Origin of the sequence: Deinococcus carri (assembly GCF_039545055.1) — a bacterium.
GTDB classification, from domain to species: domain Bacteria; phylum Deinococcota; class Deinococci; order Deinococcales; family Deinococcaceae; genus Deinococcus; species Deinococcus carri.
Genome location: NZ_BAABRP010000022.1, coordinates 24,842 through 51,728, shown reverse-complemented (window position 1 = coordinate 51,728; position 26,887 = coordinate 24,842). Strand labels below are relative to the sequence as shown.

General features: G+C 69.5%; 26 protein-coding genes and 4 tRNA genes. 18 read left to right on the top strand and 12 right to left on the bottom strand.

Annotated features, from left to right (window positions below; all coding sequences use genetic code 11):
• The 5 genes from ABEA67_RS17445 to ABEA67_RS17425 all read right to left on the bottom strand — a co-directional run.
• On the bottom strand, positions 1–126 hold a 126-nt coding region (locus ABEA67_RS17445), incomplete at its 3' end, for a GTP-binding protein (protein WP_288432910.1).
• A gap of 171 nt (positions 127–297) precedes the next feature.
• A tRNA-Thr gene (locus ABEA67_RS17440) sits at positions 298–372 on the bottom strand.
• 9 nt (positions 373–381) lie between these two features.
• Positions 382–454, bottom strand: a tRNA-Gly gene (locus ABEA67_RS17435).
• Positions 455–457: 3 nt separating this feature from the next.
• Positions 458–543 (bottom strand) — tRNA-Tyr (locus ABEA67_RS17430).
• Between the two features lie 71 nt (positions 544–614).
• Positions 615–690, bottom strand: a tRNA-Thr gene (locus ABEA67_RS17425).
• Between the two features lie 367 nt (positions 691–1,057).
• Here ABEA67_RS17425 and ABEA67_RS17420 point away from each other — a divergent pair.
• The 6 genes from ABEA67_RS17420 (at position 1,058) to pstB (ending at position 8,956) form a co-directional block, all read left to right on the top strand.
• On the top strand, positions 1,058–2,980 hold the full coding sequence (locus ABEA67_RS17420; protein ID WP_345467736.1) for an ABC transporter ATP-binding protein: 1,923 nt from the start codon (positions 1,058–1,060) through the stop codon (positions 2,978–2,980).
• The gene (locus tag ABEA67_RS17415; protein WP_345467728.1) at positions 2,977–4,848 is read left to right on the top strand and encodes an ABC transporter ATP-binding protein; all 1,872 of its coding nucleotides are present in this window, start codon (positions 2,977–2,979) and stop codon (positions 4,846–4,848) included. Before ABEA67_RS17420 ends, ABEA67_RS17415 begins: the two co-directional genes overlap by 4 nt.
• Before the next feature lie 138 nt (positions 4,849–4,986).
• Complete coding sequence (gene pstS / locus ABEA67_RS17410; protein WP_345467726.1) at positions 4,987–6,015, top strand: phosphate ABC transporter substrate-binding protein PstS; 1,029 nt, start codon at positions 4,987–4,989, stop codon at positions 6,013–6,015.
• A 190-nt stretch (positions 6,016–6,205) separates the two neighbouring features.
• Positions 6,206–7,219 (top strand): phosphate ABC transporter permease subunit PstC, encoded by a 1,014-nt coding sequence (gene pstC, locus ABEA67_RS17405; protein ID WP_345467723.1) that lies wholly within the window; start codon positions 6,206–6,208, stop codon positions 7,217–7,219.
• Positions 7,219–8,082: a phosphate ABC transporter permease PstA gene (gene pstA / locus ABEA67_RS17400; RefSeq protein ID WP_345467720.1), complete on the top strand. Its 864-nt coding sequence runs from the start codon at positions 7,219–7,221 to the stop codon at positions 8,080–8,082. The genes pstC and pstA overlap by 1 nt, the downstream gene beginning before the upstream one ends.
• 115 nt (positions 8,083–8,197) lie before the next feature.
• A complete protein-coding gene (pstB, locus tag ABEA67_RS17395) occupies positions 8,198–8,956 on the top strand; it encodes a phosphate ABC transporter ATP-binding protein PstB (protein WP_345467718.1) in 759 nt (252 codons plus the stop codon).
• A gap of 71 nt (positions 8,957–9,027) precedes the next feature.
• Here the strand turns inward: pstB and ABEA67_RS17390 are convergent, their stop codons facing one another.
• Positions 9,028–9,342, bottom strand: a complete 315-nt coding sequence (locus ABEA67_RS17390) for a hypothetical protein (RefSeq protein WP_345467716.1) — start codon at positions 9,340–9,342, stop codon at positions 9,028–9,030.
• 118 nt (positions 9,343–9,460) lie between these two features.
• Between ABEA67_RS17390 and ABEA67_RS17385 the strand changes: the two genes are divergently transcribed.
• Positions 9,461–10,120, top strand: coding sequence for a phosphate signaling complex PhoU family protein (locus ABEA67_RS17385; protein WP_345467714.1), 660 nt, complete (start codon positions 9,461–9,463; stop codon positions 10,118–10,120).
• 51 nt (positions 10,121–10,171) lie between these two features.
• On the top strand, positions 10,172–11,956 hold the full coding sequence (locus tag ABEA67_RS17380) for a M3 family oligoendopeptidase (RefSeq protein WP_345467712.1): 1,785 nt from the start codon (positions 10,172–10,174) through the stop codon (positions 11,954–11,956).
• Positions 11,957–12,071: 115 nt separating this feature from the next.
• Here ABEA67_RS17380 and ABEA67_RS17375 read toward each other — a convergent pair whose 3' ends face one another.
• The 4 genes from ABEA67_RS17375 to ABEA67_RS17360 form a co-directional block, all read right to left on the bottom strand.
• Positions 12,072–13,682 (bottom strand): S49 family peptidase, encoded by a 1,611-nt coding sequence (locus tag ABEA67_RS17375; RefSeq protein WP_345467710.1) that lies wholly within the window; start codon positions 13,680–13,682, stop codon positions 12,072–12,074.
• Between the two features lie 5 nt (positions 13,683–13,687).
• Positions 13,688–14,554, bottom strand: coding sequence for a group III truncated hemoglobin (locus ABEA67_RS17370; RefSeq protein ID WP_345467708.1), 867 nt, complete (start codon positions 14,552–14,554; stop codon positions 13,688–13,690).
• Between the two features lie 65 nt (positions 14,555–14,619).
• The gene (locus ABEA67_RS17365; RefSeq protein ID WP_345467705.1) at positions 14,620–15,513 is read right to left on the bottom strand and encodes a c-type cytochrome; all 894 of its coding nucleotides are present in this window, start codon (positions 15,511–15,513) and stop codon (positions 14,620–14,622) included.
• 63 nt (positions 15,514–15,576) lie between these two features.
• On the bottom strand, positions 15,577–16,068 hold the full coding sequence (locus ABEA67_RS17360; RefSeq protein WP_345467704.1) for an LEA type 2 family protein: 492 nt from the start codon (positions 16,066–16,068) through the stop codon (positions 15,577–15,579).
• Positions 16,069–16,138: 70 nt separating this feature from the next.
• On the opposite strand from ABEA67_RS17360, the gene ABEA67_RS17355 reads away from it, so the two are divergent.
• Both ABEA67_RS17355 and ABEA67_RS17350 read left to right on the top strand, forming a co-directional pair.
• The gene (locus tag ABEA67_RS17355; RefSeq protein ID WP_345467703.1) at positions 16,139–17,122 is read left to right on the top strand and encodes a hypothetical protein; all 984 of its coding nucleotides are present in this window, start codon (positions 16,139–16,141) and stop codon (positions 17,120–17,122) included.
• 75 nt (positions 17,123–17,197) lie between these two features.
• Positions 17,198–17,866: an outer membrane lipoprotein carrier protein LolA gene (locus tag ABEA67_RS17350; RefSeq protein WP_345467702.1), complete on the top strand. Its 669-nt coding sequence runs from the start codon at positions 17,198–17,200 to the stop codon at positions 17,864–17,866.
• Between the two features lie 193 nt (positions 17,867–18,059).
• Here ABEA67_RS17350 and ABEA67_RS17345 read toward each other — a convergent pair whose 3' ends face one another.
• Positions 18,060–18,758 carry a C40 family peptidase gene (locus ABEA67_RS17345; protein WP_345467700.1) on the bottom strand — a complete coding sequence of 233 codons (699 nt, stop codon included), beginning with the start codon at positions 18,756–18,758 and terminating at the stop codon, positions 18,060–18,062.
• A 362-nt stretch (positions 18,759–19,120) separates the two neighbouring features.
• Here ABEA67_RS17345 and ABEA67_RS17340 point away from each other — a divergent pair, with 362 nt between their 5' ends.
• From ABEA67_RS17340 to aat, 7 genes are all read left to right on the top strand, one after another.
• Positions 19,121–19,507, top strand: coding sequence for a hypothetical protein (locus tag ABEA67_RS17340; protein WP_345467698.1), 387 nt, complete (start codon positions 19,121–19,123; stop codon positions 19,505–19,507).
• Positions 19,508–19,595: 88 nt separating this feature from the next.
• Entirely contained in the window at positions 19,596–20,282 is a 687-nt protein-coding gene (locus tag ABEA67_RS17335) for a uracil-DNA glycosylase (protein WP_345467696.1), read from the top strand.
• A gap of 109 nt (positions 20,283–20,391) precedes the next feature.
• Positions 20,392–20,664 (top strand): DUF1844 domain-containing protein, encoded by a 273-nt coding sequence (locus ABEA67_RS17330; protein WP_345467694.1) that lies wholly within the window; start codon positions 20,392–20,394, stop codon positions 20,662–20,664.
• Position 20,665: 1 nt separating this feature from the next.
• A complete protein-coding gene (gene dtd / locus ABEA67_RS17325) occupies positions 20,666–21,112 on the top strand; it encodes a D-aminoacyl-tRNA deacylase (RefSeq protein WP_345467691.1) in 447 nt (148 codons plus the stop codon).
• A 254-nt stretch (positions 21,113–21,366) separates the two neighbouring features.
• A complete protein-coding gene (locus ABEA67_RS17320) occupies positions 21,367–22,470 on the top strand; it encodes a LysM peptidoglycan-binding domain-containing M23 family metallopeptidase (RefSeq protein WP_345467688.1) in 1,104 nt (367 codons plus the stop codon).
• Positions 22,471–22,583: 113 nt separating this feature from the next.
• Positions 22,584–23,009, top strand: coding sequence for a PaaI family thioesterase (locus tag ABEA67_RS17315; protein WP_345467686.1), 426 nt, complete (start codon positions 22,584–22,586; stop codon positions 23,007–23,009).
• A 66-nt stretch (positions 23,010–23,075) separates the two neighbouring features.
• Positions 23,076–23,705, top strand: coding sequence for a leucyl/phenylalanyl-tRNA--protein transferase (aat, locus tag ABEA67_RS17310; RefSeq protein ID WP_345467684.1), 630 nt, complete (start codon positions 23,076–23,078; stop codon positions 23,703–23,705).
• Between the two features lie 62 nt (positions 23,706–23,767).
• Here aat and ABEA67_RS17305 read toward each other — a convergent pair whose 3' ends face one another.
• Complete coding sequence (locus tag ABEA67_RS17305) at positions 23,768–25,087, bottom strand: Nramp family divalent metal transporter (RefSeq protein WP_425557219.1); 1,320 nt, start codon at positions 25,085–25,087, stop codon at positions 23,768–23,770.
• Between the two features lie 150 nt (positions 25,088–25,237).
• Between ABEA67_RS17305 and serA the strand changes: the two genes are divergently transcribed.
• Positions 25,238–26,866 (top strand): phosphoglycerate dehydrogenase, encoded by a 1,629-nt coding sequence (gene serA / locus ABEA67_RS17300; RefSeq protein ID WP_345467682.1) that lies wholly within the window; start codon positions 25,238–25,240, stop codon positions 26,864–26,866.
• Positions 26,867–26,887 lie beyond the last annotated feature (21 nt).

Below are 26,887 nucleotides of genomic sequence, written 5' to 3'. Positions count from 1 at the left end.
GGTGGGGTCGGACGCCGCGGCCGTGAAGGTGATGGCTGCCGTCAGCGTGGTCTTCCCGTGGTCCACGTGCCCAATCGTCCCCACGTTCACGTGAGGCTTCGTCCGCTCAAACGTTCCTTTTGCCATGTGGATTCCTCCTTGAGAATGTTCTCTGGCGGGTCTGGCCCGGCGGGGACAACTCCCCACGGAGCACTGGCCGGTTGAGAACTGGCCTGAACAGCATACGGGCATTCTGGGGTGCAGATGGCCCGGTAGACGTGAGAATGCGGCCCGCACAGCGCGGGCCGCATTCTCAGATGGAGCTCTTGGTCGGGATTGAACCGACGACCTCTCCCTTACCAAGGGAGTGCTCTACCACTGAGCTACAAGAGCAGGCTAAAAAGCGGGAAACGAGACTCGAACTCGCGACATTCAGCTTGGGAAGCTGACGCTCTACCAACTGAGCTATTCCCGCGTGTGGTGGGCAGGGGCGGATTCGAACCGCCGTACTCCGAAGAGAACAGATTTACAGTCTGTCGCCTTTAACCACTCGGCCACCTACCCAAAGTTCCTGGCGCGCCTAAGCTGACCCGGATTGTCTCGGCCCTGATTGTCGTGGCGTGTGGTGCGCCACTTGGAGCCACCCAGGAGAATCGAACTCCCAACCTTCCGATTACAAGTCGGGTGCTCTACCAGTTGAGCTAGGGTGGCACCTTTATCGCAGCCAGAAGGCTTGAAAAATCTCGCCCCTGAGCGTGGAAGCTCGCACTCGCGCGCTCACTTCCGGCTGTGAATAGTAGCACCGGCCCCCCAGGGTGTCAACACGCCCAATGTCTTGCCGGGTCCTGCGCGCTGGACGGCGTTTTTTCGCTCTGGCACGCGCCCGGGTCCCGCCCTCTACCCCCGGCCCTGGCCCCGGACTCCGCCATTACGCGCATTTCCCCCTTGGCCAGGGGGCGTAGACTGGCCGCACTTCGGGCCGCTGGCCCTGGACCGCCCCTTCGCCCTGAGTTCTCACGGTTTTTCCCCTGAGGTGGACCCCTTGGACAGTTTCCGAACGCTCTGGCCCTACCTGCGGATGCATCGGCGGCAGTACCTCATCGGCATCATTGCCGTGGTGATTGCCAACAGCGTCAACCTGCTGCCGTACTACTACATTCGCCTCACCATCGACGGCCTGACGCGGGCCACCGACGGCAACCCCACCACACCGGGCGTGACGCTCGCGCAGGTGGGGCTGTATGCGCTGGGCATCGTGCTGGCGGCCGTCACTGCCGGTGTCCTGACGCTGGTGATGCGCCGCCAGGTCGTGGTTGCCTCGCGGCAGACCGAGTACGAGATGCGCCGCGACATCTACATGAACCTCCAGACGCTCGACAAGGCGTACTACGACCGCTCGCGCACCGGCGACATCATGAACCGCCTGACCGGCGACCTCAGCGCCGTGCGCGAGATGCTGGGCTTCGGCACGTGGCAGATCGTCAACATCGTGTCGAGCTTCCTGACGGCCTTCAGCGTGATGTTCGGCCTGAGCTGGCAACTGACCCTGATCGTGATCGCGGTGCTGCCGGTCATCGTGGGGCTGCTGTACTACCTGGCGCGCCTGATCAACCAGCGGCACACGCTGGTGCAGGAGCAGAACAGCCTGATCGCCGGGAAGGCGCAGGAGAACTTCAGCGGCGCGCGGGTGGTCAAGGGCTATGCCATCGAGGACCGCGAGATCGCGGACTACCGGGCGATGAACCTGGAACTGCTGCGGCGCAACATCGCACTGACCAAGGTGGACGGCCCGCTGCGGTCCTTTACCAACCTGCTGATCGGGTTGACCTTCGGGGCGATCCTGCTGGTGGGTGGCCGCCTGATCCTGTTTCCGCAGGGAGGCGGGGACTTCACAGTGGGCAAGTTCGCGCAGTTCGTGGGCACGCTCGACCGCCTGGCCTGGCCGATGATGATGATCGGCTGGATCACCGGCGTGACCCAGCGCGGCCTGGCCTCGTGGCGGCGGCTGCGCGAGCTGCTCGACGCGCGCCCCCTGGTTCACGACGAGCCGGGGCGGACCGACCCCTCCATCCGCACCCTGCAGGGGGACGTGAGCTTCGAGGACGTGACGCTGCGCTACGGCGACCGCACGGTGCTCGACCACGTGAATCTGCATGTGCCCGCCGGGACCTTTCTGGGCATCACCGGGCCGACCGGGAGCGGCAAGACGCTGCTGGCGGCGCTGATCACCCGCAGCATGGACCCCACGAGCGGTGTGGTGCGGATCGACGGTCACGATGTGCGCCAGATTCCGCTGCGGGTGCTGCGCGAGAACGTCTCGGTGGTGCCGCAGGAACCCTTCCTGTTCAGCGACACGATTGCCAACAACATCGGCTTCGGGCTGGAGGGACAGGACCTGCCCGCCATTCCCACCGGCGTCAGTGTGTTGAAGGCCCCCGCGCCGCCCGAGCTGCCGCCGCGCCCCGATATGACGCGGGTGCGGGAGGCCGCCCGGCTGGCCGGTCTGTCGGGCGACGTGGAGGGCTTTCCGCAGGGCTACGACACGGTGCTGGGGGAACGCGGCGTGACGCTGTCGGGCGGGCAGCGGCAGCGCACGGCCATCGCCCGCGCCATCGTGCGCGAGCCGAGCATCCTGATTCTGGACGACAGCCTCTCGGCCGTGGACACCGAGACCGAGCGCCGGATTCTGGACGGGCTGCGTGAGGTCGCGCAGGGCCGGACGGTCATCCTGATCGCCCACCGCGTCAGCACCCTGCGCCACGCCGACCAGATCGTGGTGCTGGACGAGGGCCGCGTGATCGAGCAGGGCACCCACGACGGGCTGCTCGCGGCGGGCGGCCACTACGCCGAGATTGAACGCCTCCAGCGCCTCGCCTCCGACCTCGACCGCGACGACGAGGGGGTCCGCGACGTGGAGGCGGCCGCCGACGACCTCGAAGACGCCGCCCTCGAAGACCAGGCCCTGCCCGGCCGCGCCCTGCCCCAGGAGGCCGTGAAGTGACCGCGCCCGATCCCCTCGACGCCGCCAGGAAGGGCTTCGATGCCCACCTCACGCGGCGCATCCTCGCCTACCTCAGGCCCTACACGCTCCTGGCCGTGATTGCCATCGTGGTCGCGCTGCTGATGGCGGTGCTGTCGCCGCTGCCCACGTTGATTCAGAAACACGCCATCGACGCCTTTCTCTCGCCCTTCGAGCAGAACTCCAGCCTGAACGCGGAGGCGCTCTACCGCGGGCTGACCGTGATGGTGCTGCTGTACATGGGCCTGCGGGTGGCGCAGTTCGCGCTGAACTACGCGCTGACCCTCGCCGTGGGCTACCTGGGGCAGAACGTGCTGCGTGATATCCGCGCGGACGTGTTCAGCAAGCTCCAGCGTCTGCACCTGGCCTACTTCGACCAGAACCCGGTCGGGCGGCTGATCACCCGCGTGACCAGCGACGTGGACGCGATCAACCAGTTCATCACGGGCGGGCTGGTCAGCCTGATCACCAGCAGCCTGCTGATCCTGATCTACGCCGCCGTCATGCTGTGGGTGAACTGGAAACTGGCGCTCATCAGCTTCACGGTGTTGCCGGTGCTGTTCGTGGCGACCAACTTCTTCCGGACCAAGCTGCGCGACGCCTTCCGCACCACCCGCTTGCAGCAGGCCAGCGTGAACAGCCGCCTGAACGAGAACATCACCGGGATGCTGACCGTGCAGCTTTTCCGGCGTGAGGCCCGCACCGCGCTGGACTTCGACCATGCCAACCGCGCGCTGCTGGGGGCCAACGAGAACTCGGTCAGGTGGTTCTCGCTGTTCATGCCGACGGTGGCCGTGCTGGGGCAGGTGGCCGTGGCCCTGGTGCTGTACTTCGCGGCCCGCCAGATTCTGGGGGCGGACGCGCTGGGCGCGGGGGTGGCCGGGGCGGTCACGGTCGGCACGCTGTTCGCCTTCGTGCAGTGGACGCAGCAGCTTTTCCAGCCCATTCAGGACCTGGCGGACGTGTTCAATACCCTGCAAGCGGCGATGGCGAGCAGCGAGCGCATCTTCGGCGTGCTGGACACCGAGGAGGAGATCACCGACAAGCCGAATGCGAAGACGCTGGAGAACTTCCAGGGCCGGGTGGACTTCGAGGGCGTGTGGTTCGCCTACGACCAGACGGTGACGGCGCAGACCCCCGACACGGACGACCGCTGGATTCTGCGCGGCATCGACCTGCACATCCAGCCCGGCGAGAGCGTGGCGCTGGTGGGCGCGACTGGTGCGGGCAAGACCAGCGTGACCGCCCTGGTCAGCCGCTTCTACGACGTGCAGCGCGGCGCGGTGAAGGTGGACGGCATCAACGTGCGCGATCTGGCACAGCACGACCTGCGCAAGCACGTGGGCGTCGTCCTCCAGGACGTGTTCCTGTTTGCGGGCACCATCGAGAGCAACCTGACGCTGAACAACCCCGACATTCCCCACGAGCGGGTGGTCGAGGCCTGCCGGTACGTGGGCGTCCACGACTACATCCTCTCGCTGCCGGAGGGCTACCGCACCGAGGTGCGCGAGCGCGGGGCGACCCTCAGCACCGGCCAGAAGCAACTGCTGGCCTTTGCCCGCGCCCTGATCCAGAACCCCGACATCCTGCTGGTGCTGGACGAGGCGACCGCCAACGTGGATACCGAAACCGAGCTGCGGATTCAGCACGCGCTGCAAAAGGTGATGCAGGGCCGCACCTCCATCATCATCGCCCACCGCCTCAGCACCATCGAGCACTGCGACCGCATCGTGGTGATGCGCCGGGGCCGTATCGTGGAGCAGGGCACTCACCGCGAACTGCTCGAAAAGGGCGGGTACTACGCGCGGCTGCACCGCCTCCAGTACGCGCAGGCGGAAGCGGCGGACTGAAGAGGGGAGGCAGTGCGCGGTGCGCGGGACGCAGGGAGACTTCTCTTTCCCGCGTCCCGCGCACTGCATACCACCGCCTGACCTTCCGCTGACACGCCAGTGACGCGGCGTTGACATTTTGCCCGCACGCTGTCAGGCATGCAGAAGAGCTTCCTCCTGGGCCTGGCCCTGCTGACCACGGGCACCGCCGCCGCACAGACCAACCTCACCGGCGCGGGCGCGAGCTTTCCCTACCCCCTCTACTCCAAGATGTTCGCGGAGTACAAGAAGGCCACCGGCGTGGACGTGAACTACCAGTCCATCGGCAGCGGCGCGGGCCAGAAGCAGATCACCGAGCGCACCGTGGACTTCGCGGGCAGCGACAACCCCATGAGCGACGAGGCGATGCAGGCCGCGCCCGGCAAGCTGCTGCACGTTCCCACCGCCATCGGTGCGGTGGTGCCCGCCTACAACCTGCCCGGCGTGACCCAGCCTCTCAAGTTCACCGGCCGCGTGCTGGCCGACATCTACCTGGGCAAGATCACGACCTGGAACGACAAGGCCATCACGGCCCTGAACCCCGGCGTGACGATTCCGCCGCTGCGCATCGCGGTCGCCCGCCGCAGCGACGGCTCGGGCACCACCTACGTCTTCTCGGATTACCTCAGCAAGGTGTCCTCCGAGTGGAAGAGCAAGGTGGGCGTGGGCAACAGCCTCCAGTGGCCGGTCGGCACCGGGGCCAAGGGCAACGACGGCGTGGCGGGCATCGTGAAAAGCACGCCCGGGGCCATCGGGTACGTGGAACTGGTGTATGCCAAGCAGAACAAACTGCCCTTCGGCAGCGTGCAGAACCGCGCCGGGAAGTTCGTGCTGGCCGACAACGGCCCCGCCAGTGCTGCCGCGCAGGGCGTGGTGATTCCCACAGATACCCGCGTGAGCCTGACCAACAGCGCGAACGCCGACGCCTACCCGATTGCCAGCTTCACCTACGTGATCTTCTACCGCGACCAGAACTACGGCAACCGCACCGAGGCGCAGGCGAAGGCCCTCAAGAACCTGCTGACCTGGATGACCACCACGGGGCAGGGGTACAACGAGGCGCTGGACTACGCGAAGTTGCCGGCCAACGTGGCGGGCAAGGCCAGGAGCCTGATCAACTCCATGACCTACGGCGGCAAGAAGATTTAACCCTGCACCTCCAGATGGGCGGCTCTCCGTGTGGGGGCCGCCCTGTTCTTGGGGCTGTGGGTCGTGAGCGGGGAGCCGTGAAAAAGAGCATTCCCCCGCTGCTGCTTTCTGCCGCCCCCCTCCCGCCTGACCTGCCCCTGACGCTTTGCCGGTGAACTGGGGACAGTTCCGCCTGAGAGGTCATGAAGTGATGAGCGAACCTGCCCCCCGTGCCCCCCGTCCTCCCGCCCGTGCGTGGCTGTCCAGCGGGAGTGACCGTGTCTTTCAAGTCCTGATTCTCGCGCTGGCGGCCATCATCGTGCTGGTGTTCGTGCTGAGCGTCTACCAGCTAGGCCGCGAGTCGTGGCCCGCGCTGCGGACCTTCGGCTGGCAGTTCTTTACCGAGCGGACCTGGAACCCGGTCGCCGGGAAGTTCGGTGCGGCCACCATGCTGGCCGGAACGCTGGTCACGAGCCTGGCCGCCCTGGTGATCAGTGTGCCGCTCGCGGTGGCGAGTGCGCTGTTCGTGGCCGAGTACGCGCCGAAATGGCTGGCGAACCCGGTAGGCTACCTGATCGAGCTGCTGGCCGCCGTGCCCAGCGTGGTGTACGGCCTGTGGGCCTTGTTCGTGATTGCGCCGCTGCTGGGGCGCTGGCAGACCGCCTACTTTCTGGACCCCGCGAACGTGCCGACCCTCACCCGCTGCAACGAGCTGTGGGCACAGGGCCAGACCAGCCTCCAGTGCTTCTTCGTGCCGTCGGGAGCGGGGGGGCGGGGGCTGGCGCTCGCCATCATCATCCTGACCGTGATGATCCTGCCGTACACGGCCTCGGTGGCGCGTGACGTGATCCGGCTGGTGCCGCAGGACCAGCGCGAGGCGATGTACGCCCTGGGCGCGACGAAGTGGGAGGTCGTCTCCCGCGCCATCCTGCCCTACGCCCGCGCCGGGATTCTGGGCGGCGTGATTCTGGCCCTGGGCCGCGCGCTGGGCGAGACGCTGGCGGTGGCGATGGTGATCGGGGACAGCCAGGAGATTCTCAAGAGCCTGTGGGGGAATGCCAGCACGATGGCTTCTGTCATCGCCAACCAGTTCGGGGACGCGCAGGAGGCACTGCACCGTTCCAGCGTGGTCGCGCTGGGCCTGAGCCTCTTCGCGCTGAGCGTGGCCGTGAATCTGGTGGCCCGGCTGATCATCGCGCGCCTGACGCCGAAGGGCATCCAGTGATGCGGGCCGCTGCCGCCCACCCGGCCCGCCGCGCCCCCCGGCTCAGCCTGGCCCGGCGCATGAAGAACCTGCTGATGGGGGCGCTGATTCTGCTCGCCACAGGGCTGGTCGTCGCGCCGCTGATCCTGATCTTCGGGTACCTGCTGCGTGAGGGTCTGGGTGCCCTGAACCTGGAGTTCTTCACCCGGACCCCAGCCCCGGAGGGCGAGGCGGGCGGCGGCCTGCTCAACGCGATCATCGGCAGCCTCACGATGCTGCTGATGGCGAGCGTGGTGGGCGTGCTGGTCGGCGTGGCGGGCGGCGTCTTCCTGGCCGAGTACCCGCGCCATCCCCTGATGCCCACGATCCGCCTGATCAGCGACGTGCTGGCCGGGATTCCCGCCATCGTGATGGGGCTGGTCGCCTACGGCCTGATCGTGCTGCGCTTCGGCTTCTCCGGCCTGGCGGGGGCGCTGGCCCTGGGCTTCCTGATGATTCCCATCGTGGTGCGCACCACCGAGGAGGTCCTGAAGCTGGTGCCCCTCAGCGTGCGCGAGGCGGGGCTGAGCCTGGGGCTGCCGCAGTGGGTGGTCATCCTGCGGGTCGTGCTGCCCGCTGCCGCCGGGGGCATCGTCACGGGCGTGATGCTGGCCCTGGCCCGCGTGGCCGGGGAGGCCGCCCCGCTCCTCTTTACCGCCTTCGGCAACAGCAGCGTGAATTTCGACCCCACCCGGCCCATGAGCGCCCTGCCCCTGGAAATCTACCGCGGAGCCACCAGCGCCTACGACGAGAACCAGCGGATGGCGAAGGCCGGGGCGCTGCTGCTGATTTCGCTGATTTTTCTCACCAGCCTGCTCGCGCGGCGATTCAGCCGCAGGAAGTGATGAGGAACGGGGGATGAGTGATGAGGTCGCCCTCGTTGCACTCCCGCCTGCTGCCTGGCTCATCACTCATCACCCATCCCTCAACCCTGTTCGCCCCCAAGGAGCCTGACCCTCAATGACCTCCCTTCTCAGCGCGAGTGACGTGAACATCTTTTACGGCGAGAAACAGGCCGTGCGCGGCGTGAATCTCAACGTGCAGCGCGGCAGCGTGAACGCCCTGATCGGGCCGAGCGGCTGCGGCAAGACCACCTTCCTGCGTGCCGTCAACCGGATGCACGACCTGACCCCCGGCGCGCGCGTGACCGGCCGGATTCTGCTCGATGGCGAGGACGTGTACGGCCCCGGCGTGGACCCGGTGACCATGCGCCGCCGCGTCGGGATGGTCTTTCAGAAGCCCAACCCCTTTCCCACCATGAGCGTCTTCGACAACGTGGTGAGCGGCCTCAAGCTGGCCGGGGTCCGCGACCGCCAGCACCTGCTGGAGGTGGCCGAACGCTCGCTGCGCGGGGCGGCCCTGTGGGACGAGGTGAAAGACCGCCTGAAGACCCCTGCCACCGGCCTGAGCGGGGGCCAGCAGCAGCGGCTGTGCATCGCCCGCGCCCTGGCCGTGGAACCTGAAATCCTGCTGATGGACGAGCCGACCAGCGCGCTCGACCCCGCCAGCACCGCCCGCATCGAGGACCTGATGACCGACCTGAAAAAGGTCACGACCATCCTCATCGTGACGCACAACATGCACCAGGCGGCGCGGGTCAGCGACACGACCTCCTTTTTCCTGAACGGCGAACTGGTCGAACACGGCGCGACCGACCAGCTTTTTACCAGCCCGCGTGACGAGCGGACCGAGGCCTATGTGACGGGCCGTTTCGGGTAGGGGAGCCTGGAGCGGGGGCCGCGCCGGATGTCGTTTCCAGCATGGCCCCCGCTTTGCGGGTCACGGGGCCGTCATTTCCCCGCGAAGGGCTGGAAGATGTCGTGCTGGCCGTACCAGGCGTGATGCGCCTCGCGGTCCACGGCGAACAGGCGGGCCAGGGTGCGGGCGTCCTCCTCGGTGAGGTCGCGCACGGTGAACTCGTTCAGGTAGTCCTCGACGCTGGTGTAGCTGCGGTCCTCGCCGTTCAGGCGCACGTGGAGGTGGACATTTCCGGCCTCGCCGCTGTCGTCGAACCGGCGGCTGAGGTTGTCCTGCCAGCGCACGAAGTCGTGCGCGCCCATCACGATGAAGCCCTGGTTGCGGTAGTCAATCAGCTTGTACTGCATGGCCCATGCTACGGCACCCGACGCGCCGGGGCACCCCGCCTCCTGACCCTGCCCTCACGAGGGGCTAGGATACTTCCGCAATGGCGAAGTGGGGCGTGGTGGGGAGAACGGGGCGGACATGCTGACAGGCGGTCAGGCCAGTCGGCGGCACCTGACGGCGCGTTTCCTGCGGATGCTCAGCCTGACGCTGGAAGAACTCGCCGCCGTGCGCGACGCTTCCGGGCGCGCGGAGTACGCCGGGCTGGCGGCCCGCGCCGAGGCACTGGAACGCGAGACCGACGCCCTGGAACGTGAGATCGAGGACGCCTGCCTGGCCGCCTTCGCCGGGCCGCTGACGCGGGAGGAACTCGCCTTTCACCTGCTGGTCTTTCGCAGCCTGACCAACCTGGAGCGGGTGGGCGACTACGCCTTCGGGGTGGCGCGCGACCTGGAGCGGCTCGCTCCCCGCACCCGCAGCGCCACCTTGCAGGACGTGCTGCCCCTGGTGGACCTGCTGATGGCGATGCTCGAAAAGCTGGCCTACGCCTTTGCCGAGCGCGACGTGCAGGCCGCCCGCGAGGTGATGCGCCTGGACGCAGAGGAGGTGGACGCCCTCTACGAGCAGATGCTCCGCGCCAGCCTGACCCGCCTCCACGAACGCCCCGACGACGCCGAGATCGCCCTGACCGCCCACCGCATGGCCCGCAGCCTGGAGCGCCTGGGCGACCACCTGGTGAACGTGGCCGAGCGGCTGGAGGCGCTGGAACGTGCGCCCACGGCGGACGGGCGGCCTGAGTAGGCCATCTGGCGGAGGGTCCTCCGCTCCGGGGCCGGGGCTAGACTGCCCCCCATGACCACCACCGAACTCAGGGACCTGCCCCGCTGGCGCACCGACGACCTGTATGCCGGGCTGGACGACCCGCGCCTGAGTGCCGACCTCGCCGCCCTGCGGGAAGAGGTCGCGGCGCTGGAGGCCACCTTCGACGAGGTGGGCGTGCGCGAAGGCGGCAGCCCGGCCACGCCGGACACGCTGGCGCGCGTGCTGGGCGGCCTTAACGACATCGCCACCCGCCTGACCGCGCTGCGCGGCTTCATCTCCGCCTTCGTCTCGACCGACAGCCGCAACATGCCCGCCCAGCAGAAGATGGGCGAACTGACCACGCTGACGCTGCCACTGGGGCCGCTGCGCTCACGCCTGACGGCCTGGCTGGGCGGGCAGGACGTGGAGGCGCTCCTCTCGGGGTCGGGGGTGGCCCGCGAGCATGAACACCTGATTCGGCGCAGCGTGGAGCGCGCGCAGTACCAGATGACCCCCGAAGAGGAGGACCTGGCCGCCCGCCTGCGCCCGAGCGGGGCCGGGGGCTGGGCCAAGCTGCACGGCAACGTCTCCAGCCAGCTTACGGGCGAGTACCGGGGCCAGCGCCTGCCCGTCACCGCCCTGCGCGCCCTCGCCACCGACCCCGACGAGAGCGTGCGCCGGGACGCCTTCGAGGCCGAACTGAAGGTCTGGAAGGACGCCGAGGTGGTGCTGGCTGCCGCGCTCAACGGCGTGAAGGGCGAGGAGGGGACGTTGGCCGCCCGCCGCGGCTTCCCCGACGCGGTGGCCCCCAGTCTGCTCACGCATGGCATCGACCGCGAGACGCTGGACGCGATGCAGGGCGCGGTGGAACGCAGCCTGCCCGACTTCCGCCGCTACTTCGCGGCCAAGGCCCGCGCGCTGGGCAAGGAAAAGCTCGACTGGTGGGACCTCTTCGCGCCGCTGGGCCGCAGCGACACCGAGTGGACCTACGAGGCCGGGACGCGCTTTGTCGAGGCGCAGTTCCGGAGGTACTCGGACAAACTCGGGGACTACGCCGCCCGCGCCTTCCGCGAGAGCTGGATTGACGCCGGGCCGCGCGACGGCAAGCGCGGCGGGGCCTTCTGCATGGGCTGGCAGGGTGACGAAAGCCGCATCCTGATGAACCACGACCCCAGCCTCGACAGCGTCTCTACCCTCGCGCACGAGCTGGGGCACGGCTACCACAACCTCCTCAAGGCCCCGCGCACGCCGCTGCAACGCGAGACGCCGATGACCCTGGCCGAAACCGCCTCCATCTTCTGCGAGACGATCATCCAGAACGCGGCGCTGGAGCAGGCTACCGGCGACGAGCGGCTCTATGTCTTAGAGACGCAACTGCTGGGGCACGCGCAGGTCGTGGTGGATATCCACTCGCGCTTCCTGTTCGAGCGCGCCGTCTTCGAGAAGCGCGCCGAACGCGACCTGACCCCACAGGAGTTCTGCGACCTGATGACCTGGGCGCAGCGCGAAACGTACGGCGAGGCGCTGTCCACTACCCACCCCTACATGTGGGCCGTCAAGCCGCACTACTACAGCCTGGGCTTCTACAACTACCCCTACACCTTCGGCCTGCTGTTCGGCCTGGGGCTGTACGCCCAGTACAGGCAGGCGAAGGCGGAAGGCCGCGAAGCCGACTTCCAGGCCCGCTACGACGACCTGCTGTCCAGTACCGGCCTCGCGGACGCCCGCACCCTCGCCGCCCGCTTCGGCATCGACCTGCACGCGCCGGAGTTCTGGGAGGGGAGTCTGGATGTGATCCGGGGGCAGATCGGGGAGTACGAGAAGGTGAGTGGGTAGTGGTCAGTGGTGAGTGGGCTGGGAGCTGTTGTTGACCCAGCCGGAAGGGGAGGCGGACAAGCCCAAAGCTTCCGCCTCCCCCTTCTTTTTCCACTTACCACTCCCCACTGACCACTTACCGCACCTTGATCTCCTGATCCAGCCACGTCAGCACCCGCTCGCGGCCGAAGGGCCAGACCGTTACCTGGGCGGCGCGGGCGGCCTCCTGCACGAATTCGGGGAGGGGACCATTCCTGGCGGGCGCAGCGTTCCAGGTGGGGGCGTCGTAGGGCAGGCCCGCCAGTTCGCAGGCGCGCTCGATGCCCGCGTGCAGGTCGCCCAGTTCGTCCACCAGGCCCAGGTCCAGCGCGTCCAGCCCGCTCCAGATGCGGCCCCGCCCGATTTCGTTGACGCGCTCGGGCGTCAGCCCCCGGCCCTCGGCCACGCGGGACACGAAGCGGTCGTAGACCTCCGAAATACCGCGCTCGACGTGGGCGCGTTGGCCCTCGGAAAAGGGGCGGGCCGCGCTGTACATCAGGGCGCGCTCGTTGCCCACGGGTTCGGGATTCAGGCCGTGCCGGGCGTTGAACTCGCGCATCACGGGCTTGCCGCTCACCACGCCAATGCTGCCCGTGAGGGTGTAGGGGCTGGCGACCACATGCCGCGCGTGCGTGAGGACGTAGTAGCCGCCGCTCGCCGCGTACTCGCCCATCACCGCCACCACGGGCTTTTCCGAGGTGGCGACCTCGCGCCAGATCAGGTCGGAGGCCAGGGCCGAGCCGCCGCCGCTGTTTACATACAGCACGATGGCCTTGGTCTTGTCGTCCTTTTTCGCCCGCTTGAGGGCCGCGACCACCGTGTCCGACCCCGCCTGCGGGCCGCCCAGCAGCGGGAGGGGGAGGGGATTGTTGCGGCTCTTGCCCGGCACGATGGTCCCCACCAGCGAGACGACCGCGACCCGCCCGGCCTTCGCATTGCCCTTATGGGGCAGCAGCAGGTCCAGCACCGCCGCCAGGGGCCGGGTGCCGGGGCCGACCAGTTCGTCCTCGTAGGCGACGCGGGTGATCAGGCCCGCCGCCTGGGCCGCGTGGGCGCTGGTGAGGTCGCCTCTCAGCCAGGCGCGGGCCGTGTCCTCGCCCACGCCGCGGGCCGCCGCGAGGTCGCGTGCCCAGGCGGTTTCCAGGCCGTCCAGGTACGCGCGGAGCTGCTCACGGTTGGCCTCGTCCATGTGGTCCTGCGAGAAGCGGGTGAGGGCGGCCTTGTATTCCCGGATGCGCAGGTTCTCGAACTCGATCCCGTGCTTTTTGAGGAAGGCCCCCAGGTAGGTCGGCTGCACCGCGAAGCCGGGCACCAGCACATCCGCCGACTCGGGCGCGACGATTTCCCCCGCGCCGCTCGCCGCCAGCAGCGCCGTCATGGTGAGCTGCGGCAGAAAGGCGACCACCCGCTTGTCCTGGCCCAGCCGCGCGAGCATCTGGCGAATCGCGTGGGCGGTGGCGGGCGGGGCCGTGAACTCAGAAACACGCACCAGCACGCCGTGCAGCCAGTCGGCGTGGCGCAACTTCTCCACGCGGGCCTCCAGCGCCTCCAGCGTGTCCTCGCGGCTGAGCAGGGCCTGGATGGGGTTGGCGGGCTGGCGCTCGGGGTAGGGGCCGGTCACGTCCAGCACGACCCAGGTGGGGTGCGTCACGCCGTCGGGAAGCCGGTCTTCGTCCTTGCCGAGAAACGGGAGATGAAAGGGAGCCATACCCCCTACGGTACGCGCCCTGCGTGAGGACCGTTCCGGGTCGCGCGCTGGCCCAGGCGTGCGCCCATCGCGCCGGCCCGCGAGACGAGCAGCGCCGCCGCCGCGGGGGGGAGGTGCACCCTCGCCGCCTCCCCGAACAGCTCCAGCCAGCGCGTGAGGTGCGCCCCGCGCAGTCCCAGCCCCGCGTGAACGTGATTCAGGTTCCCGCGCCACGTCGCGCCGCCGCCCAGCATCGTGACCCAGAAGGCCGTCACCCGGTCCAGGTGCGTGTTCCAGTCGCTCACGTGGGCGGCGAACACCGGGCCGAGCAGGGCGTCCGCACGGGCACGGGCGTAGAAGTCGGCCAGCATGGCCCGCAGCGCCGCCTCGCCGCCCACGGCCTCCAGCGGCGACCCCGGCCGGCGGGGCTGTGCCCCCGCCAGGCTCGCCAGGAAGGCGTCCCGCAGCGGGCCAGGCAGGGCCACACCCGCCCAGGCCGTCACGCTTCCGGCCCGCCACAGCAGCGGTACCTCGCCCCACCAGGTCTCCACCTGTGCGCCGCGGGGCACCTCGGCCCATTCCCGCGCCAGCCCCGCTTCTGCCTGCCCTGTCCCGGCTCCCTGCCCGCCCTGCCGGATGCCCGCGCCCAGCACCCGGCCCACCAGCGCCGCGCCCATTCCCCAGGCCAGCGTCGGCACCTCGCGGCGGACCGCGTTCGCCACCAGCGTGAGCTGTGCCCAGCGGTCGGGCCGCCCGCGCACATCCGCGACCGGCTCACCGTCGTGCGGCACCAGCAGGCCCGCCGCTTCCGGCACCTGCTCCAGCGTCGCTGGCCGCACCCCTGGCCCAAAGTCCGGCAGGGGAGGGGTCGAGAGGAGCGGGCCGGGCGTCATGCCCAAAAGATAAGCCTGCCGGGTGGGGGCAGGCTGGGGAAGGTTATTGGGCTAGGCCACGGGGGTCACTTCACCTGCGACTTGAGGTAGGCGTAGATGTCGGTCAGGTCCTCGTCGCTGATCTGGGCGGTCGTGAAGTGGGGCATCATGGGCGCGAGTTCGCGGTCGGGGGCATGGCCCTCGCGGACAGCGGCCTCGAACTGCGACACCATCCAGCTTCCGGGACCGGTCGCGGTGTTGAGGGCCGGGCCGATGCCGCCCCCCGCATCCGCGCCGTGGCAGCCCGCGCAGTTGGCGGCAAACTTCTGCTGCCCCTGGCCGGTGTCGCCCGCCGTGGCGCTGGCGATGGCCGCCGCCTGGCTGTTGCTGACCGCCGGGTTGCCCGCCGCGGCCTTTTCGGTGTTCGTGGTACCCGTCTGGCCGAGTTCGGTGCCCTCGGACCCCTGGGCCGTGGGGGAGACGGGCTTGGCCTCGTTGGTGTTCCCCGTGCCCGGCTGCGGCGTGTCCTGGGAGCGCTGGCCCGGCGTGCCGTTGGCGGTCATCTGGCCGCCCAGCGTGCCGCTGTTCTCGTTGACGGTGTTGGCGTTGCTGCCCTCCGGCCCCGTGTTCGCCGTGTTGCCGTTCTGACCCTCACCCTGGGCACCAGCGGCTCCCATCCCGCCGCCGCTCATGGCCCCGCCCCGGCTGTTGCTGCTGACCTGTCCCGCACCTCCCTGCCCGGTTCCCCCGGCGGTGCCGGTCGTGCCGGACATATCGGCAGTGGGACCGCCCGGCTCGTTTTGCCCGTTGGTGGTGGTCTGGGCGGACGTGGCCCCCTCGGCCTGCGCCCCTCCGGCCCCGGCTTCCGGCGCGGCGGCGGCCTCGTGTTCCGGGGCCGACGCGATACGGTACCCGGCATAGGAACCGCCCAGCGCGAGCGCCAGCAGCAGCGTCATGGTGACGGCGAAGGTGTTCTTCATACCCCTTACCCTACCATACGGTCAGGGGACGTCTGACCGTGCCCGGCACGCACTGGGGGCCGCTCAGAACGGCAGAATCGCCGGTTGCTGCCACACGCCCTGCGCCAGTGTGAAGGGGCCGAAGGTGGGCTGGCCCAGCACGCCCAGGTCGGCGGTGAAGCTGCCGTCCACCCGGTAGGCGACCGGCTGCCCCCGCGCCACCTTCAAAAAGGCCCCGGCAGTCTGGAGCGTGACGGGCAGGCGCAGGTCGGCCCGCTGCTCGGTGCTGCCGCGCGCGGGCAGGTTCACGTCGGGCAGGTCGGCGGTGCCCACGTCGGTGCCGTCGAGAATCAGCCGCCCGCCGATCCGGGCCAGCCGCACCGGCACGGGGTTCGGGTTGCCCACGCGCAGCCGCAGCGTGACGCTCGCCACGGCTGGATTCGGGCCGCTGGGCAGGGTCAGGCCCGTCAGGCGCACACTCTCGACCTCGAAGGTGGGCACCTGCACCACCGACTGGGTGGGCGCGCACGCCCCCAGACCGAGCGCGAGCAGGGGAGCCAGCAGCAGCTTCTTCATGGCCTCAACTTACCTGCCCGGCCTGCGCCGAGTCTGACGGCCCGCCGGGGCGCACTGCTACGCTGCTCCCATGAAGCGGATGATGACGGTCCTGGCCCTCGCCGGAGCGTGGGGGGGCGCGGCACAGGCCGTGCGGGTGGACTTTGGGGTCACGTACCGGAGTGGCGGCCTGACGCCCTGGGACGGTGCCCTGGTGCGCGTGGGTGTGGGTGACGTCTCCTTCGGGCGCGGCACCCTGACGGCGGGGGTCTCCAACCGGGCCGCCGAGATCGGACTGGTCCAGGGGTTCAGCCTCCCGCCCGCCGGAACGGTGAGCGCCTCGGCCGACGCGGCGCTGGCCTGGGGTGGCGGGCTGCGCCTGGCCGCGCGGGTGGGCGGCACGCTCGGCCCGGTCGCGCTGAACGTGGGGGCAGCGGGCTTCACCACCGCGGCCACGGCCGTGGACCCGCTGGCCGCCTGGGCACTCACGCCCACTGCTCTGCGCACGCGCGGCTGGAATGCCGACTTCACAGCCCGCTACCGCGTGAACCGCACGCTGATCGCGGTGGTCGGCGGCGAGTTCGGGGCGCAGAACCAGGGTCTGCTGGGCGTGGAGTGGCGGCGTGATCTGACCCGTGTTCTGCCCCCCGCCGAGGGCGACGACCCGGATGCCGAACCCGGCACCGAGCGCACCGGCACGCTGGCGCTGCGGCTGGGTGCGCGCGCGGGCCAGAACGTGCTGGGGCTGAGCGGCGGCGTCACCTACAGCACCGAGGCGGGCCTGAGCCTGGCCCTGGACGCCCTGGCCGGGCCGGGAAGCTGGGGGGTGGTCGGCAGTCTGAACGCCCCGGACCTGCTGGGCGCGGGCAGCACGGCGGGCGTGTACCTGGCCTACGAACCCTGGCGGCTCGCCGCGGCTCCCCTGCGGGCCGGGGCACAGGCGACCGTCCCCGCCGGGCGCGGAACCCTCAGTCTGGACGTGCGGGGCGGCCTGCTGCCGGGCGGGGGCAGCGGCCTGGGTGCCCGCGTGGGCTACAGCTTTCCGCTGGGGGGTACCCCACCGGAACAGCCCTGAGACCAACTCCGGGCGCTAAACCCCGCGTCAGCGTGTGCCCGCCCTTCTCATGAGACGGGGTGGAAGACTCCGCGTGTGAAGCGAACTCTCTCTCTCGTGATCCTCGCGGCCTGTGCGCTGGGCGTTTCCCAGGCGGGTGCCCAAAGCGCGCAGGACATCCTGAACCGGGTGGACGCCGCGCAGAAGGCGGCCAAGGACGTGTCCTTCCGCCTTCAGGGCAGCGCGACCCTCGAATCGGCTGCTCAGAAGGTCGACCTCACCGTCAAGAGCATTCCCGCGCAGGGGCTGGCCCGCCTGCAATTCATGGCCCCCGACGCCCTGGCCGACAACATCGTGGTCGCCGACCGCAACGAGGTACGCCAGTACCTGTTCCTGACCAACCAGGTCACGGTGACGCCGACCCAGAAGGCCGCGGGCGGGGCGGGCCTGGGTGGCCTGGACTTCACCCAGCTCACCAACGCGGCGACCCTGCTCAGCCAGTACGACGTGAAGCTGCTGGGCACATCTATGGTGGCCGGCAAGAAGGTCTACCAACTGGAGGCCACGCCCAAGAACGCGGGCACCAGCGACCGCGCCCGCGTCTGGATCACCGAGGCGGGCTGGCGGCCCACCCGCGTGCAGCTCGTCGGCAACGGCAACAAGGTGCTGGCCGACCTCAACGTCACGAACTACAAGGTCAACAGCGGCCTGACTGCCTCGGGCCTCAAGGCACTGCCCAAAGACGCCCAGGTGATTCGGCAGTAACCGCCTGTCCTTGCGGAGGGGAGAGCGAGCAGCTTCGGCGGCGCTCTCCCCTCGCTCTTGTCGGGGCGGTGGGTTCTGGTGTCACGCTCAGCGTGTGGTGGTGTGCATTATTCATCCGGCAGGGATAGGCGAGCGCCCCCACCGCAGAGGGTGAGGGCGTGTTCGGTCGGGATGAAGCGTGGTGGGGAAAAGCTCAGCTCAGGACGCGGCGGGCACCCAGGTAGCGGCTGGCCCAGTAGGGGTTGCCGAACAGCGGTTCGATGACGGTGCGGCCCTGGTAGCTGTTGGCGTTCGCCATCTGGCCGCCGCCCACGTACACGCCCACGTGGCTGACGCCGCGCCCGGTCGTGTTGAAGAACACCAGGTCGCCGGGTTGCAGGTCGCGGCTGCTGACCGAGCGGCCCATGCGCCATTGCCCGGACGCCGTGCGCGGGAGGTTGATGCCCATCTGCTGGAACACGCGCATCGTGAAGCCCGAGCAGTCGATCCCGCGGCCACCCGTGCCGCCCAGGGCGTACCGGATGCCCAGGTAACGGGTCGCGGCGGTTCGCACGAAGGCACCACCGCTGCGGGAAGCAGGCGCGGCGGCCTGCACCGGGCGCGCGGCCTGGGCCGGGGCGGCCGGGCGCGTGACGGGACGTGCGGCGGCAGTAGGCCGGGCCGCTGGGGCCGCCGGAGCCGGGGCCGCCTGGGCCGCACCCACGTTGAGCTTCTGGCCCACCTCGATGGTGCTGCTGCTCAGACCGTTGAGCCTCATCAGCTCGGCAGGCTCGAGGTTGTGCGCGAGCGCCACCTTGTAGAGGGTGTCACCGGACTTGACCGTGTAGGAGGCGGCGAGAGCGCCACCGCTGCACAGGGCAGCCGCCATCAGAAGGATTCGGAACGCTTTCATCGACCGGGGAAGTTTACCCCGCCTTCATTTTATTTTCCTTAATCCTTGGGGGAAGGCCAGGTTTTTATGCGCCTATACGTACTCTATGCGAGGCTACCTCCGATGAATACGGGGAAAAACAGCACTTCTCCTCAAGCTTCTCAGATTTGGCCTCATTGTGTTTCTCATCCAGAAAAGTGGCGCTGGGCGGGACGTCAGAAGGGGAGAGGCGGCTCCCCCCGAACTCATCTTCCTCATGCTCCTGGGACGGGCGGGCCTGTCCAGCCGGGCTGAGCGCCGTGGCTGGCCTGGGGGGAGGAGCGACCTATACTCACTTCAGTGGGCGGAAGGGCCGTTTCAGGCCTGCCCCGGCCGGAGGACCGATGAAGGAACCCATGACCACCGACCAGCTCCTGCAAGGTCTCAAGCACTACCGCCGCATCGCGCGCCAGGACATGCTGCGCGCGCCCGAAACGCCCCACCCCGAGGCCTTCTTGCAGCACGCCGAGAGCCGCCGCGAGGTGTACGTGGCGCTGGGCAGCTATGCCGAGCAGCACGCGCCCGAGGACGTGATTGCCCACGCGTTGGAGCTGTACCGCCAGCTTCCCTTCGTGACCGGGACGCCCGAACACGAGCATCCCGACATCAAGGGCCGCGAGAACGCCCTGGAGAACTTCTTCCTGCTGGTGGGCCTGGACCCCAAGAGCCGCCGCGAGGCCCGCAGCCACCGCCCCAAACTCAACGCGCCGGGCACCGCGGCCCAGGGCTGAAGCCTGCGCCTGCCCCCCTCCCGCCTGCGCCGCCCAACCGTGCGCCAGTTCCCGCCACGGCGGCCAGCATGACGCTACCCTGCACCCCATGAGGCAGGGAAACGGCGTGGTGGACGTGGCAGCGCTCCAGGCCCTCGAAACGGAGGCGAAGGGCTGCACCGCCTGCAAACTGCGTCCCGGCTGCACCCAGGTGGTCGTCGCGGACGGTGACCCCGCCGCGCCCCTGGTCATCGTGGGCGAGGGGCCGGGCGGCGACGAGGACCGGGTGGGACGGCCCTTCGTGGGTCGGGCGGGGCAACTGCTCGACCGCATCCTGGCCGCCGTGAACCTGACGCGGCAGGACGCCTACTTCACCAACATCGTCAAGTGCCGACCGCCCGGCAACCGCGCCCCCGAACCCGACGAGACGGCCATCTGCACGGGCCTCTGGCTGGAACCGCAACTCGCCTTGCTGCGGCCCCGCGTGATTCTCAGCCTGGGCAACACCCCCACGCAGTACCTGCTGGGTATCCGCCAGGGCATCACCCGCACGCGCGGCACCTGGTATCCCTACCGCCACGCTGATGCCCACGGCGGCAGCCACGAGGCCCTGCTGATGCCGATGTTCCACCCCGCCTACCTCCTGCGCAACGACACCCGCGCCCCCGGTGGCCCCAAGAGCCTCACCTGGCGCGACATCCGCGAGGCCGCCGCCGTCCTGCGCGGGGAGAAGGAGCCGGAAGGACTGGTGCCCGCCGTGCCGCCGCCGACCGGGGGGCAGCCGACGCTGTTTTGAAGGGGAGAGGGATGAGGGGTTAGTCGTTAGGGAAAAGAAGGGCAGGGCAAGAGTGTTGCTGCTCCCTCACCCCTCATTCCTAACGCCTTCCCCCTCTACACTGCCCCCCATGCCGAACCTCGAATTCGTCGGACTCGTGAACAGCCTGCAAGCCACTGCCGAGGCGGCGCTGGGGGACCTGAACGCGGCCACCTCCAGCGCGGCGCGGGACGGGTTGCTGGAGGGGGGGCGGGCGCGACAGACCGCCGAGCGTTCCCTGCGGCTGCTGACTATGCTGGCCGAGAAGACCCGTGGCAACCTGGATTTCACCGAGGCCGAGCTGCTGACGAACGCCATCACGGGCCTGCGCGCCCGCCTCGAACCGTCCGAACGGGGGAACTAGCTTGCGCGCGCTGCTTCAGCGGGTCACGCGGGCCACCTGCGCCGTGGAGGGCCAGGTCACGGGGGAGACTGGCCCCGGATTCCTGGTCCTGCTGGGTGTGGCCCCGGACGACCGCCCCGAGACGGCGCGGCTGCTGGCGGCCAAAGTGGTCCGGCTGCGCGTCTTTGGGGATGAGGCGGGCAAGATGAACCGCAGCGTGCAGGACATCGGTGGGGGCATCCTCAGCGTCAGCCAGTTCACGCTGTACGCCGACACGCGCCGGGGCAACCGGCCCGGTTTCAGCGGCGCGGCTGCCCCCGACCACGCCCGCGCCCTGTACGCCGAGTTCAACGCGGCGCTGCGTGCCCACGGTGTGCCGGTGGGGGAGGGCGTCTTCGGTGCCCACATGGTCCTGGACCTCACCAACGACGGCCCGGTGACGCTGCTGCTGGATACGGCGGAAGCCTGATACCAGATTGCGTTGACTTCGCGAGAATCAACCGAGCGAAGCGAGAAGCAAAAAGGAGCGACTGGCGGCGATGGACCATGAGCGGATGAGCCTACGTTATTCCCAGCAAGAAAGGCGAGGGGCCGCCCCTGAGCCTCCAGCCCCTAGAGAACAGCCGGTGCTTTTCCGGATGTTCTGGAAGCAGAGCCAGCCGCTCCGAGCCGCACCTCAAGCGCCTCACCCACCGCGCCGGGCCGCCCGCTATCCTGCGCCCCATGAAATTCCGCCCCCCGCTGGACCGCTCTCTGCTGCTGGCCGCCGCGCTCCTGCTGGGGACGGCGGGTGCGTATACCGTCAAGCCGGGCGATACCCTCTACTCCATCGCGCGTGCGCACGGCACGACGGTGGCCGAACTCACCCGCCTCAATGGCCTCACGGGGACCGACATCTCGGTGGGGCAGAACCTGCGCCTGCCGGGGGAGGCGACCAGCACGGCCCCGGCCAGCCCGGCGTCCCCCGCCCTCCCCGACCCCGCGCCTCTGCCCCTGCCGGTTCCGGCGGGCACCTCGCAGATTGCGGGCGTGACGGTCACGGCCCCGGCCAGCCTGCGGATGGGCGACGCCTTCGTGCTGCGCCTCAGCGGGCCGCGGGCGGCGGGGGCCACCGTGCGTTTTCCCAGTGAGGTCGGGGAGGACGTGCGCCTGCCCGCCGAGAAGCTCACGCCCATCGGCGCGGCGGGCGAATACGTGGTGCCGGGGCGCGTGGTGCTGGGCAAGACCACCCCGGTCGTGTACGAGGTTCAGGTGGGGGGCGACCTGGTGCGGGGCCGCATTCCTGTCAGCGGGCTGGGCCAGGCCGTGCAGTACCTCAACCTGCCCCCCAGCATCAGCGGCAAGCTGAAGGACCCCGGACGCAAGGCCGAGGACGCCGCCGTCGAAAAGGCCTACGCCCGCCGCACCCCCCAGGTCTGGACGAAACCCTTCCAGCCCGCCGTGAACGTGAGGGCACAGAGCAGCGCCTTCGGCCAGCCGCGCACCTACGTGGCGGGTGGCCCGGTCCTGTACCACTACGGCACCGACTACCCTTCCCCCGTCGGCACCCCCGTCACCGCCGTGAACGACGGCGTGGTCGTGCTGGCGGGCAAGTATCCGGTGCGCGGCAACCTGGTCGTGATCGACCACGGTGCGGGCCTGACCAGCCTGTACTTTCACCAGAGCCGGATTCTGGTCAAGGTCGGCCAGCAGGTCCGGCGCGGCGAGAAGATCGGGGAGGTCGGCTCGACCGGCCTGAGCGCCGGGCCACACCTGCACCTCGAAATGCGCGTGCGCGGCGAGGGCACCAACCCGGCCGGGTGGATGAACCGTATCTGGCCGAAGTAGGGAAGCGGCCAGCGACCAGCCGCCAGTGGCCAGCAAGAACAAAGCCTCAGCGGTTGCTGGAGCTTTTGCGTTTCTGCTGGTCGCTGGCAGCTGACGGCTGATAGCTTATCCCCATGCCCCCACTTCCCACCCTGGACCAGCTCAACGCGCAGGGCGAGGGCCTGCTGCCCGGCCTGATCGGCATTCGCTTCACGCACGCCGAGGCCGGCCTGCTGCGCAGCGAGTTTACCGTGCGGCAGGAACTGCTGGCCCCCAACGGTTTTCTGCACGCCGCGAGCGTGGTGGCCCTCGCGGACACCACCTGCGGCTACGGCACGCGCATCCTGCTGCCCGAAGGCGCGAGCGGTTTCACCACCATCGAACTCAAGAGCAACCACCTCTCGACCGCCCGCGAGGGGACCGTCACCTGCGAGGCCCGCGCCGTCCACGCCGGGCGCACCACCCAGGTCTGGGACGCCGAGGTGCGCGCGCCCGGTGGAAAGGTGATGGCGCTCTTCCGGTGTACGCAGGCGGTGCTGTATCCCAAAGGGGCGCAGTAAGCGGTCAGCGGTGCGCAGTGAATCTCGTTCCTGCGCACCGCTGACCGCGCACCGCCTCCTCTGACCATGCCAGATGCCGCCCACTTCCTCCACCACCCCGACCCCCTGACCCGCGAGGTCGCGCGGGGGTATGCGTCGGGGGCCTTTTTGATGGACAACGGGGATGGCGTGCAGTGGTACATGGTGGAGACGCGGGCGCTGGTGCCGCTCACCGAAGGAGAGGGGCTGCATGTGGCGCGGCGGCTGCGGCGCGAGCTGCCCAGATTCGAGGTGCGGGTGGATACGGCCTTTGCGGAGGTGGTGGAGGGCTGCCGGGGCGAGTTGCCCGGTACCCCCGAACGCGACGGCGAGTGGATCAGCCCTGCTCTCGCCGCGATTTACCAGCACCTCCACGGCACGGGCATGGCGCATTCCTTCGAGGTCTGGCGGGAGGGCGAACTCGCGGGCGGGGTCCTGGGCCTGGCGCTGGGCGGGGCCTTTATCGCCGAGAGCAAGTTTCACCGCGTCACCAACGCGAGCAAGGCCGCGCTGATTCACCTCGCCGCCCACCTGCACGCGCGGGGCTTCACCCTGCTCGACGCCCAGATTCAGAACCCGCACATCGCTCGGCTGGGGGTGTACGAGGTGGGGGAGGCGGAGTACCGGCGGAGACTGGGGGAGGCGCTGGGGCGGGATGCTTCGCTGGGACGCGGTTAGCGGGACGCGGTGCGCGGGAAAAGCTCAAGGACTTTCACTGCGCACCGCGTCCCGCGCACGGCCTACCCTCCCAACGCTCCCCACAGCAGATACCCGTTCAACCCGATAATAACGGCCGCAAACACCCACCCCAGCACGCTCACCAGCGGGCGGCTGACCAGCACGCCCATCACGTCACGGCGGGCGGTGAACAGCAGCAGAGGCACCAGGGCAAAGGGCACGCCGAAGCTCAGGATGACCTGCGACAGCACCAGCGTGGAGGTGGCGTCCATCCCGGCCAGGATCACGGCGAAGGCGGGCAGCATGGTCAGGGTGCGCCGCAGCCAGATCGGAATGCTGAAGCTCACGAAGCCCTGCATGATGACCTGCCCGGCCATCGTGCCTACCGCGCTGCTGCTGAGGCCGCTGGCAAGGAGCGCCACCGCAAAGGCGACCGCCGCCGCCGGGCCGAGCAGCGGCGTGAGCGTGCGGTAGGCGGTTTCGAGGTTCCCGGCGTCGGCCACGCCCTTGCCGTGAAAGGTGGCCGCGCTGACGGCCAGCATGCTCATGTTGATCAGGCCCGCGAAGCCCATCGCCAGCAGCACGTCGATGCGGTTGAGGCGCGAGAGGCGAATCTTTTCCTCGTCGGTGCGGGTGGGGATGCGGCCCTGGGTGAGGGCCGAGTGCAGGTAGATCACGTGCGGCATGACAGTCGCGCCGATGATGCCCACGGCGAGGTAGACGCTCTCGGTGCCCTGGAAGCTGGGAATGAAGCCCCGCAACGCCTCCGCGCCGGGCCGCGCGACGAGCAGTTGCACGAGGTACGCCACGCCGATCACCAGCACGAAGCCCAGGATGGCGAGTTCCAGCGGCCGGAACCCCCGCTTTTGCAGCGTCAGCAGCGCGAAGGTCAGCCCCGCCGTGAGGACCGCGCCCCAGATCATCGGCAGGCCCGTCAGCAGGTGGATCGCCAGCGCCGCGCCCAGGAACTCGGCCAGGTCGGTCGCCATCGCCACCAGCTCGGCCTGAATCCAGTACAGCCACACCAGCGGGCGCGGCCAGCGTTCGCGGATAATTTCCGGCAGGTTCTTTCCGGTGGCGATGCCCAGCTTGGCGCTGAGGTTCTGGATCAGCAGCGCCATCAGGTTGGCGGCCAGGATCACCCACAGCAGCGTGTACCCGAACTGCGCGCCGCCCTGAATGTTGGTGGCGAAGTTGCCGGGGTCCATGTAGGCGATGGAGGCAATCACCGCCGGGCCGAGAAACGGCACGATGCGCGCCAGCCCCCGCCGCCCCGCGGGCCGCGTCAGCACTTCCTGCGCGCGTTCGGTCATCCGGGCGTCCAGCGCCGATGCCGGGGAGGAGGGGGGCTGGCGTTCAGACGAGGAGGGGGCCGAGGACATGGCGCGATTTTAGGCCAGACTAAAAATAAAATCTACCCTCACGAAAACTTGGCCGAAGGAGGGTGGGGGCTGCTGCGGGGGCCAGCCGAGGCCCAGCCTCCCCCTAGCCAACTCCCCGCCTGGCCTCCCCGGTGCCCTTACCCTGGCCGCATGACGGTCCCCGTTCTGACCAGCCCGGATCAGGTTGCGAGCACGCCCCTGCGCGTGCTGATCTGCGACGAGATGAACCCCGGCGACCTGCACCACGAGGGGTTCGAGATCGACTACGAGGGCAACCTCCCCCGTGAGGAGACGCTGCGCCGCCTGCCGGAGTACGACGCCCTGATCACCCGCAGCCGCACGAAAGTGGACCGCGAGCTGCTGGCGGCGGCGGGCGAGCGCCTGCGAGTCATTGGGCGCGGCGGCGTCGGCGTGGACAACATCGACCTCGAAGCGTGCAGCCGCCGCGGCATCCTGGTCCTGAACGCGCCCGAGAGCAACAACGTCTCGGCCGCCGAGCTGGCGATCATGCACCTGCTGGCCGCCGCGCGCGGCCTGACTCGCTCGGACCGCAAGACCCGCGCGGGCGAGTGGGACCGCAAGTTCCTGGGTGTGGAACTCAAGGACAAGACGCTGGGCATCGTCGGCCTGGGACGCATCGGGTCCATCGTGGCCGACCGGGCGCAGGGGCTGCGGCTGAAGGTGGTCGCCTTCGACCCCTACGTGCCCGAGAACAAGTTCGAGCGCCTGGGCGTGGAACGGGCCGCCAGCCTCGACGAGTTGCTGACGCAGGTGGATTTCCTGACCGTCCACACGCCGCTGACCGGGGAGACGCAGGGCATGATCGGTACGCGCGAACTCGCGCTGCTGCGCCCCGGCTCCATTGTGGTGAACGCGGCGCGCGGCGGCATCGTGGAGGAAGCGGCGCTGGTGGAGGCCCTGAAATCCGGGCACCTGTTCGGCGCGGGCGTGGACGTGTTCGTGGAGGAGCCGCCGACGCCGGACCACCCCTTCCTGGGTGCCCCCAACTTGGGCATCACGGCGCACCTCGGCGCGAACACCTTCGAGGCGCAGGAGCGGGTCGGCGCGGAGATCGTGGGGCGCGTGCTGGCCGCACTGCACGGCGACGTGAGCCGGGGCGCGGTGAATGCCCCGGCCCTCGATGCCCGGACGCTGGAGCTGCTGGGCGGCCACCTCGACCTGGGCGAGAAGCTGGGGCGCATCCTGGCGCAACTGCTGCCCGGCGCGCACGACCTGGAAGTGACCTTCCGGGGCGAGTTCGCCGCCGACCCCGCCCCGATCGTGACCGCTGCCCTGGTGGGCTACCTCAGCGGCAGCACCGACGAGCGGCCCAACATGATCAATGCCCGCGCGCTGGCGAAGGAACGCGGCCTGAATCTCGCCGTGCGCGAGGAGCAGGACAGCCCCGACTACCAGACCGAGGTGGTCGTGAAGGTCACGGGCGGTGCCCAGGGCGAGAAGCAGCGCACCCGCACGGTGGGCGGCACGGTCTTCGGCCGCAGCCCCCGCCTCACGCGCCTGCGCGACTACCGGGTGGAACTGGCCCCGGAAGGCTTCATCCTGATCGCCTCCAACCAGGACCGCCCCGGCGCGGTCGCCAAGCTCTCCAACCTGCTGGGCACCTGGGGCATCAACATCGCCGGGATGGCCCTGGGCCGCGCGCAGAAGGGCGGGCAGGCGCTGTTTACCCTGACCCTGGACGATGGCCTCACCCCCGAGCAGCTCCAGGCCATCCGCGACCTGGACGTGATCGACTCGGCCTTCCTGGTGCGGGTCTGAATCCAAAGTCGGACGAGTGGC

Coding starts and splice junctions, on each gene's coding strand:
- ABEA67_RS17420 (WP_345467736.1), top strand. CDS start 1,058: ATGCATCGGCGGCAGTACCTCATCGGCATCATTGCCGTGGTGATTGCC.
- pstS (WP_345467726.1), top strand. CDS start 4,987: ATGCAGAAGAGCTTCCTCCTGGGCCTGGCCCTGCTGACCACGGGCACC.
- pstC (WP_345467723.1), top strand. CDS start 6,206: ATGAGCGAACCTGCCCCCCGTGCCCCCCGTCCTCCCGCCCGTGCGTGG.
- pstA (WP_345467720.1), top strand. CDS start 7,219: ATGCGGGCCGCTGCCGCCCACCCGGCCCGCCGCGCCCCCCGGCTCAGC.
- pstB (WP_345467718.1), top strand. CDS start 8,198: ATGACCTCCCTTCTCAGCGCGAGTGACGTGAACATCTTTTACGGCGAG.
- ABEA67_RS17390 (WP_345467716.1), bottom strand. CDS start 9,342: ATGCAGTACAAGCTGATTGACTACCGCAACCAGGGCTTCATCGTGATG.
- ABEA67_RS17385 (WP_345467714.1), top strand. CDS start 9,461: ATGCTGACAGGCGGTCAGGCCAGTCGGCGGCACCTGACGGCGCGTTTC.
- ABEA67_RS17380 (WP_345467712.1), top strand. CDS start 10,172: ATGACCACCACCGAACTCAGGGACCTGCCCCGCTGGCGCACCGACGAC.
- ABEA67_RS17375 (WP_345467710.1), bottom strand. CDS start 13,682: ATGGCTCCCTTTCATCTCCCGTTTCTCGGCAAGGACGAAGACCGGCTT.
- ABEA67_RS17370 (WP_345467708.1), bottom strand. CDS start 14,554: ATGACGCCCGGCCCGCTCCTCTCGACCCCTCCCCTGCCGGACTTTGGG.
- ABEA67_RS17365 (WP_345467705.1), bottom strand. CDS start 15,513: ATGAAGAACACCTTCGCCGTCACCATGACGCTGCTGCTGGCGCTCGCG.
- ABEA67_RS17360 (WP_345467704.1), bottom strand. CDS start 16,068: ATGAAGAAGCTGCTGCTGGCTCCCCTGCTCGCGCTCGGTCTGGGGGCG.
- ABEA67_RS17355 (WP_345467703.1), top strand. CDS start 16,139: ATGAAGCGGATGATGACGGTCCTGGCCCTCGCCGGAGCGTGGGGGGGC.
- ABEA67_RS17345 (WP_345467700.1), bottom strand. CDS start 18,758: ATGAAAGCGTTCCGAATCCTTCTGATGGCGGCTGCCCTGTGCAGCGGT.
- ABEA67_RS17340 (WP_345467698.1), top strand. CDS start 19,121: ATGAAGGAACCCATGACCACCGACCAGCTCCTGCAAGGTCTCAAGCAC.
- ABEA67_RS17335 (WP_345467696.1), top strand. CDS start 19,596: ATGAGGCAGGGAAACGGCGTGGTGGACGTGGCAGCGCTCCAGGCCCTC.
- ABEA67_RS17330 (WP_345467694.1), top strand. CDS start 20,392: ATGCCGAACCTCGAATTCGTCGGACTCGTGAACAGCCTGCAAGCCACT.
- ABEA67_RS17320 (WP_345467688.1), top strand. CDS start 21,367: ATGAAATTCCGCCCCCCGCTGGACCGCTCTCTGCTGCTGGCCGCCGCG.
- ABEA67_RS17315 (WP_345467686.1), top strand. CDS start 22,584: ATGCCCCCACTTCCCACCCTGGACCAGCTCAACGCGCAGGGCGAGGGC.
- aat (WP_345467684.1), top strand. CDS start 23,076: ATGCCAGATGCCGCCCACTTCCTCCACCACCCCGACCCCCTGACCCGC.
- ABEA67_RS17305 (WP_425557219.1), bottom strand. CDS start 25,087: ATGTCCTCGGCCCCCTCCTCGTCTGAACGCCAGCCCCCCTCCTCCCCG.
- serA (WP_345467682.1), top strand. CDS start 25,238: ATGACGGTCCCCGTTCTGACCAGCCCGGATCAGGTTGCGAGCACGCCC.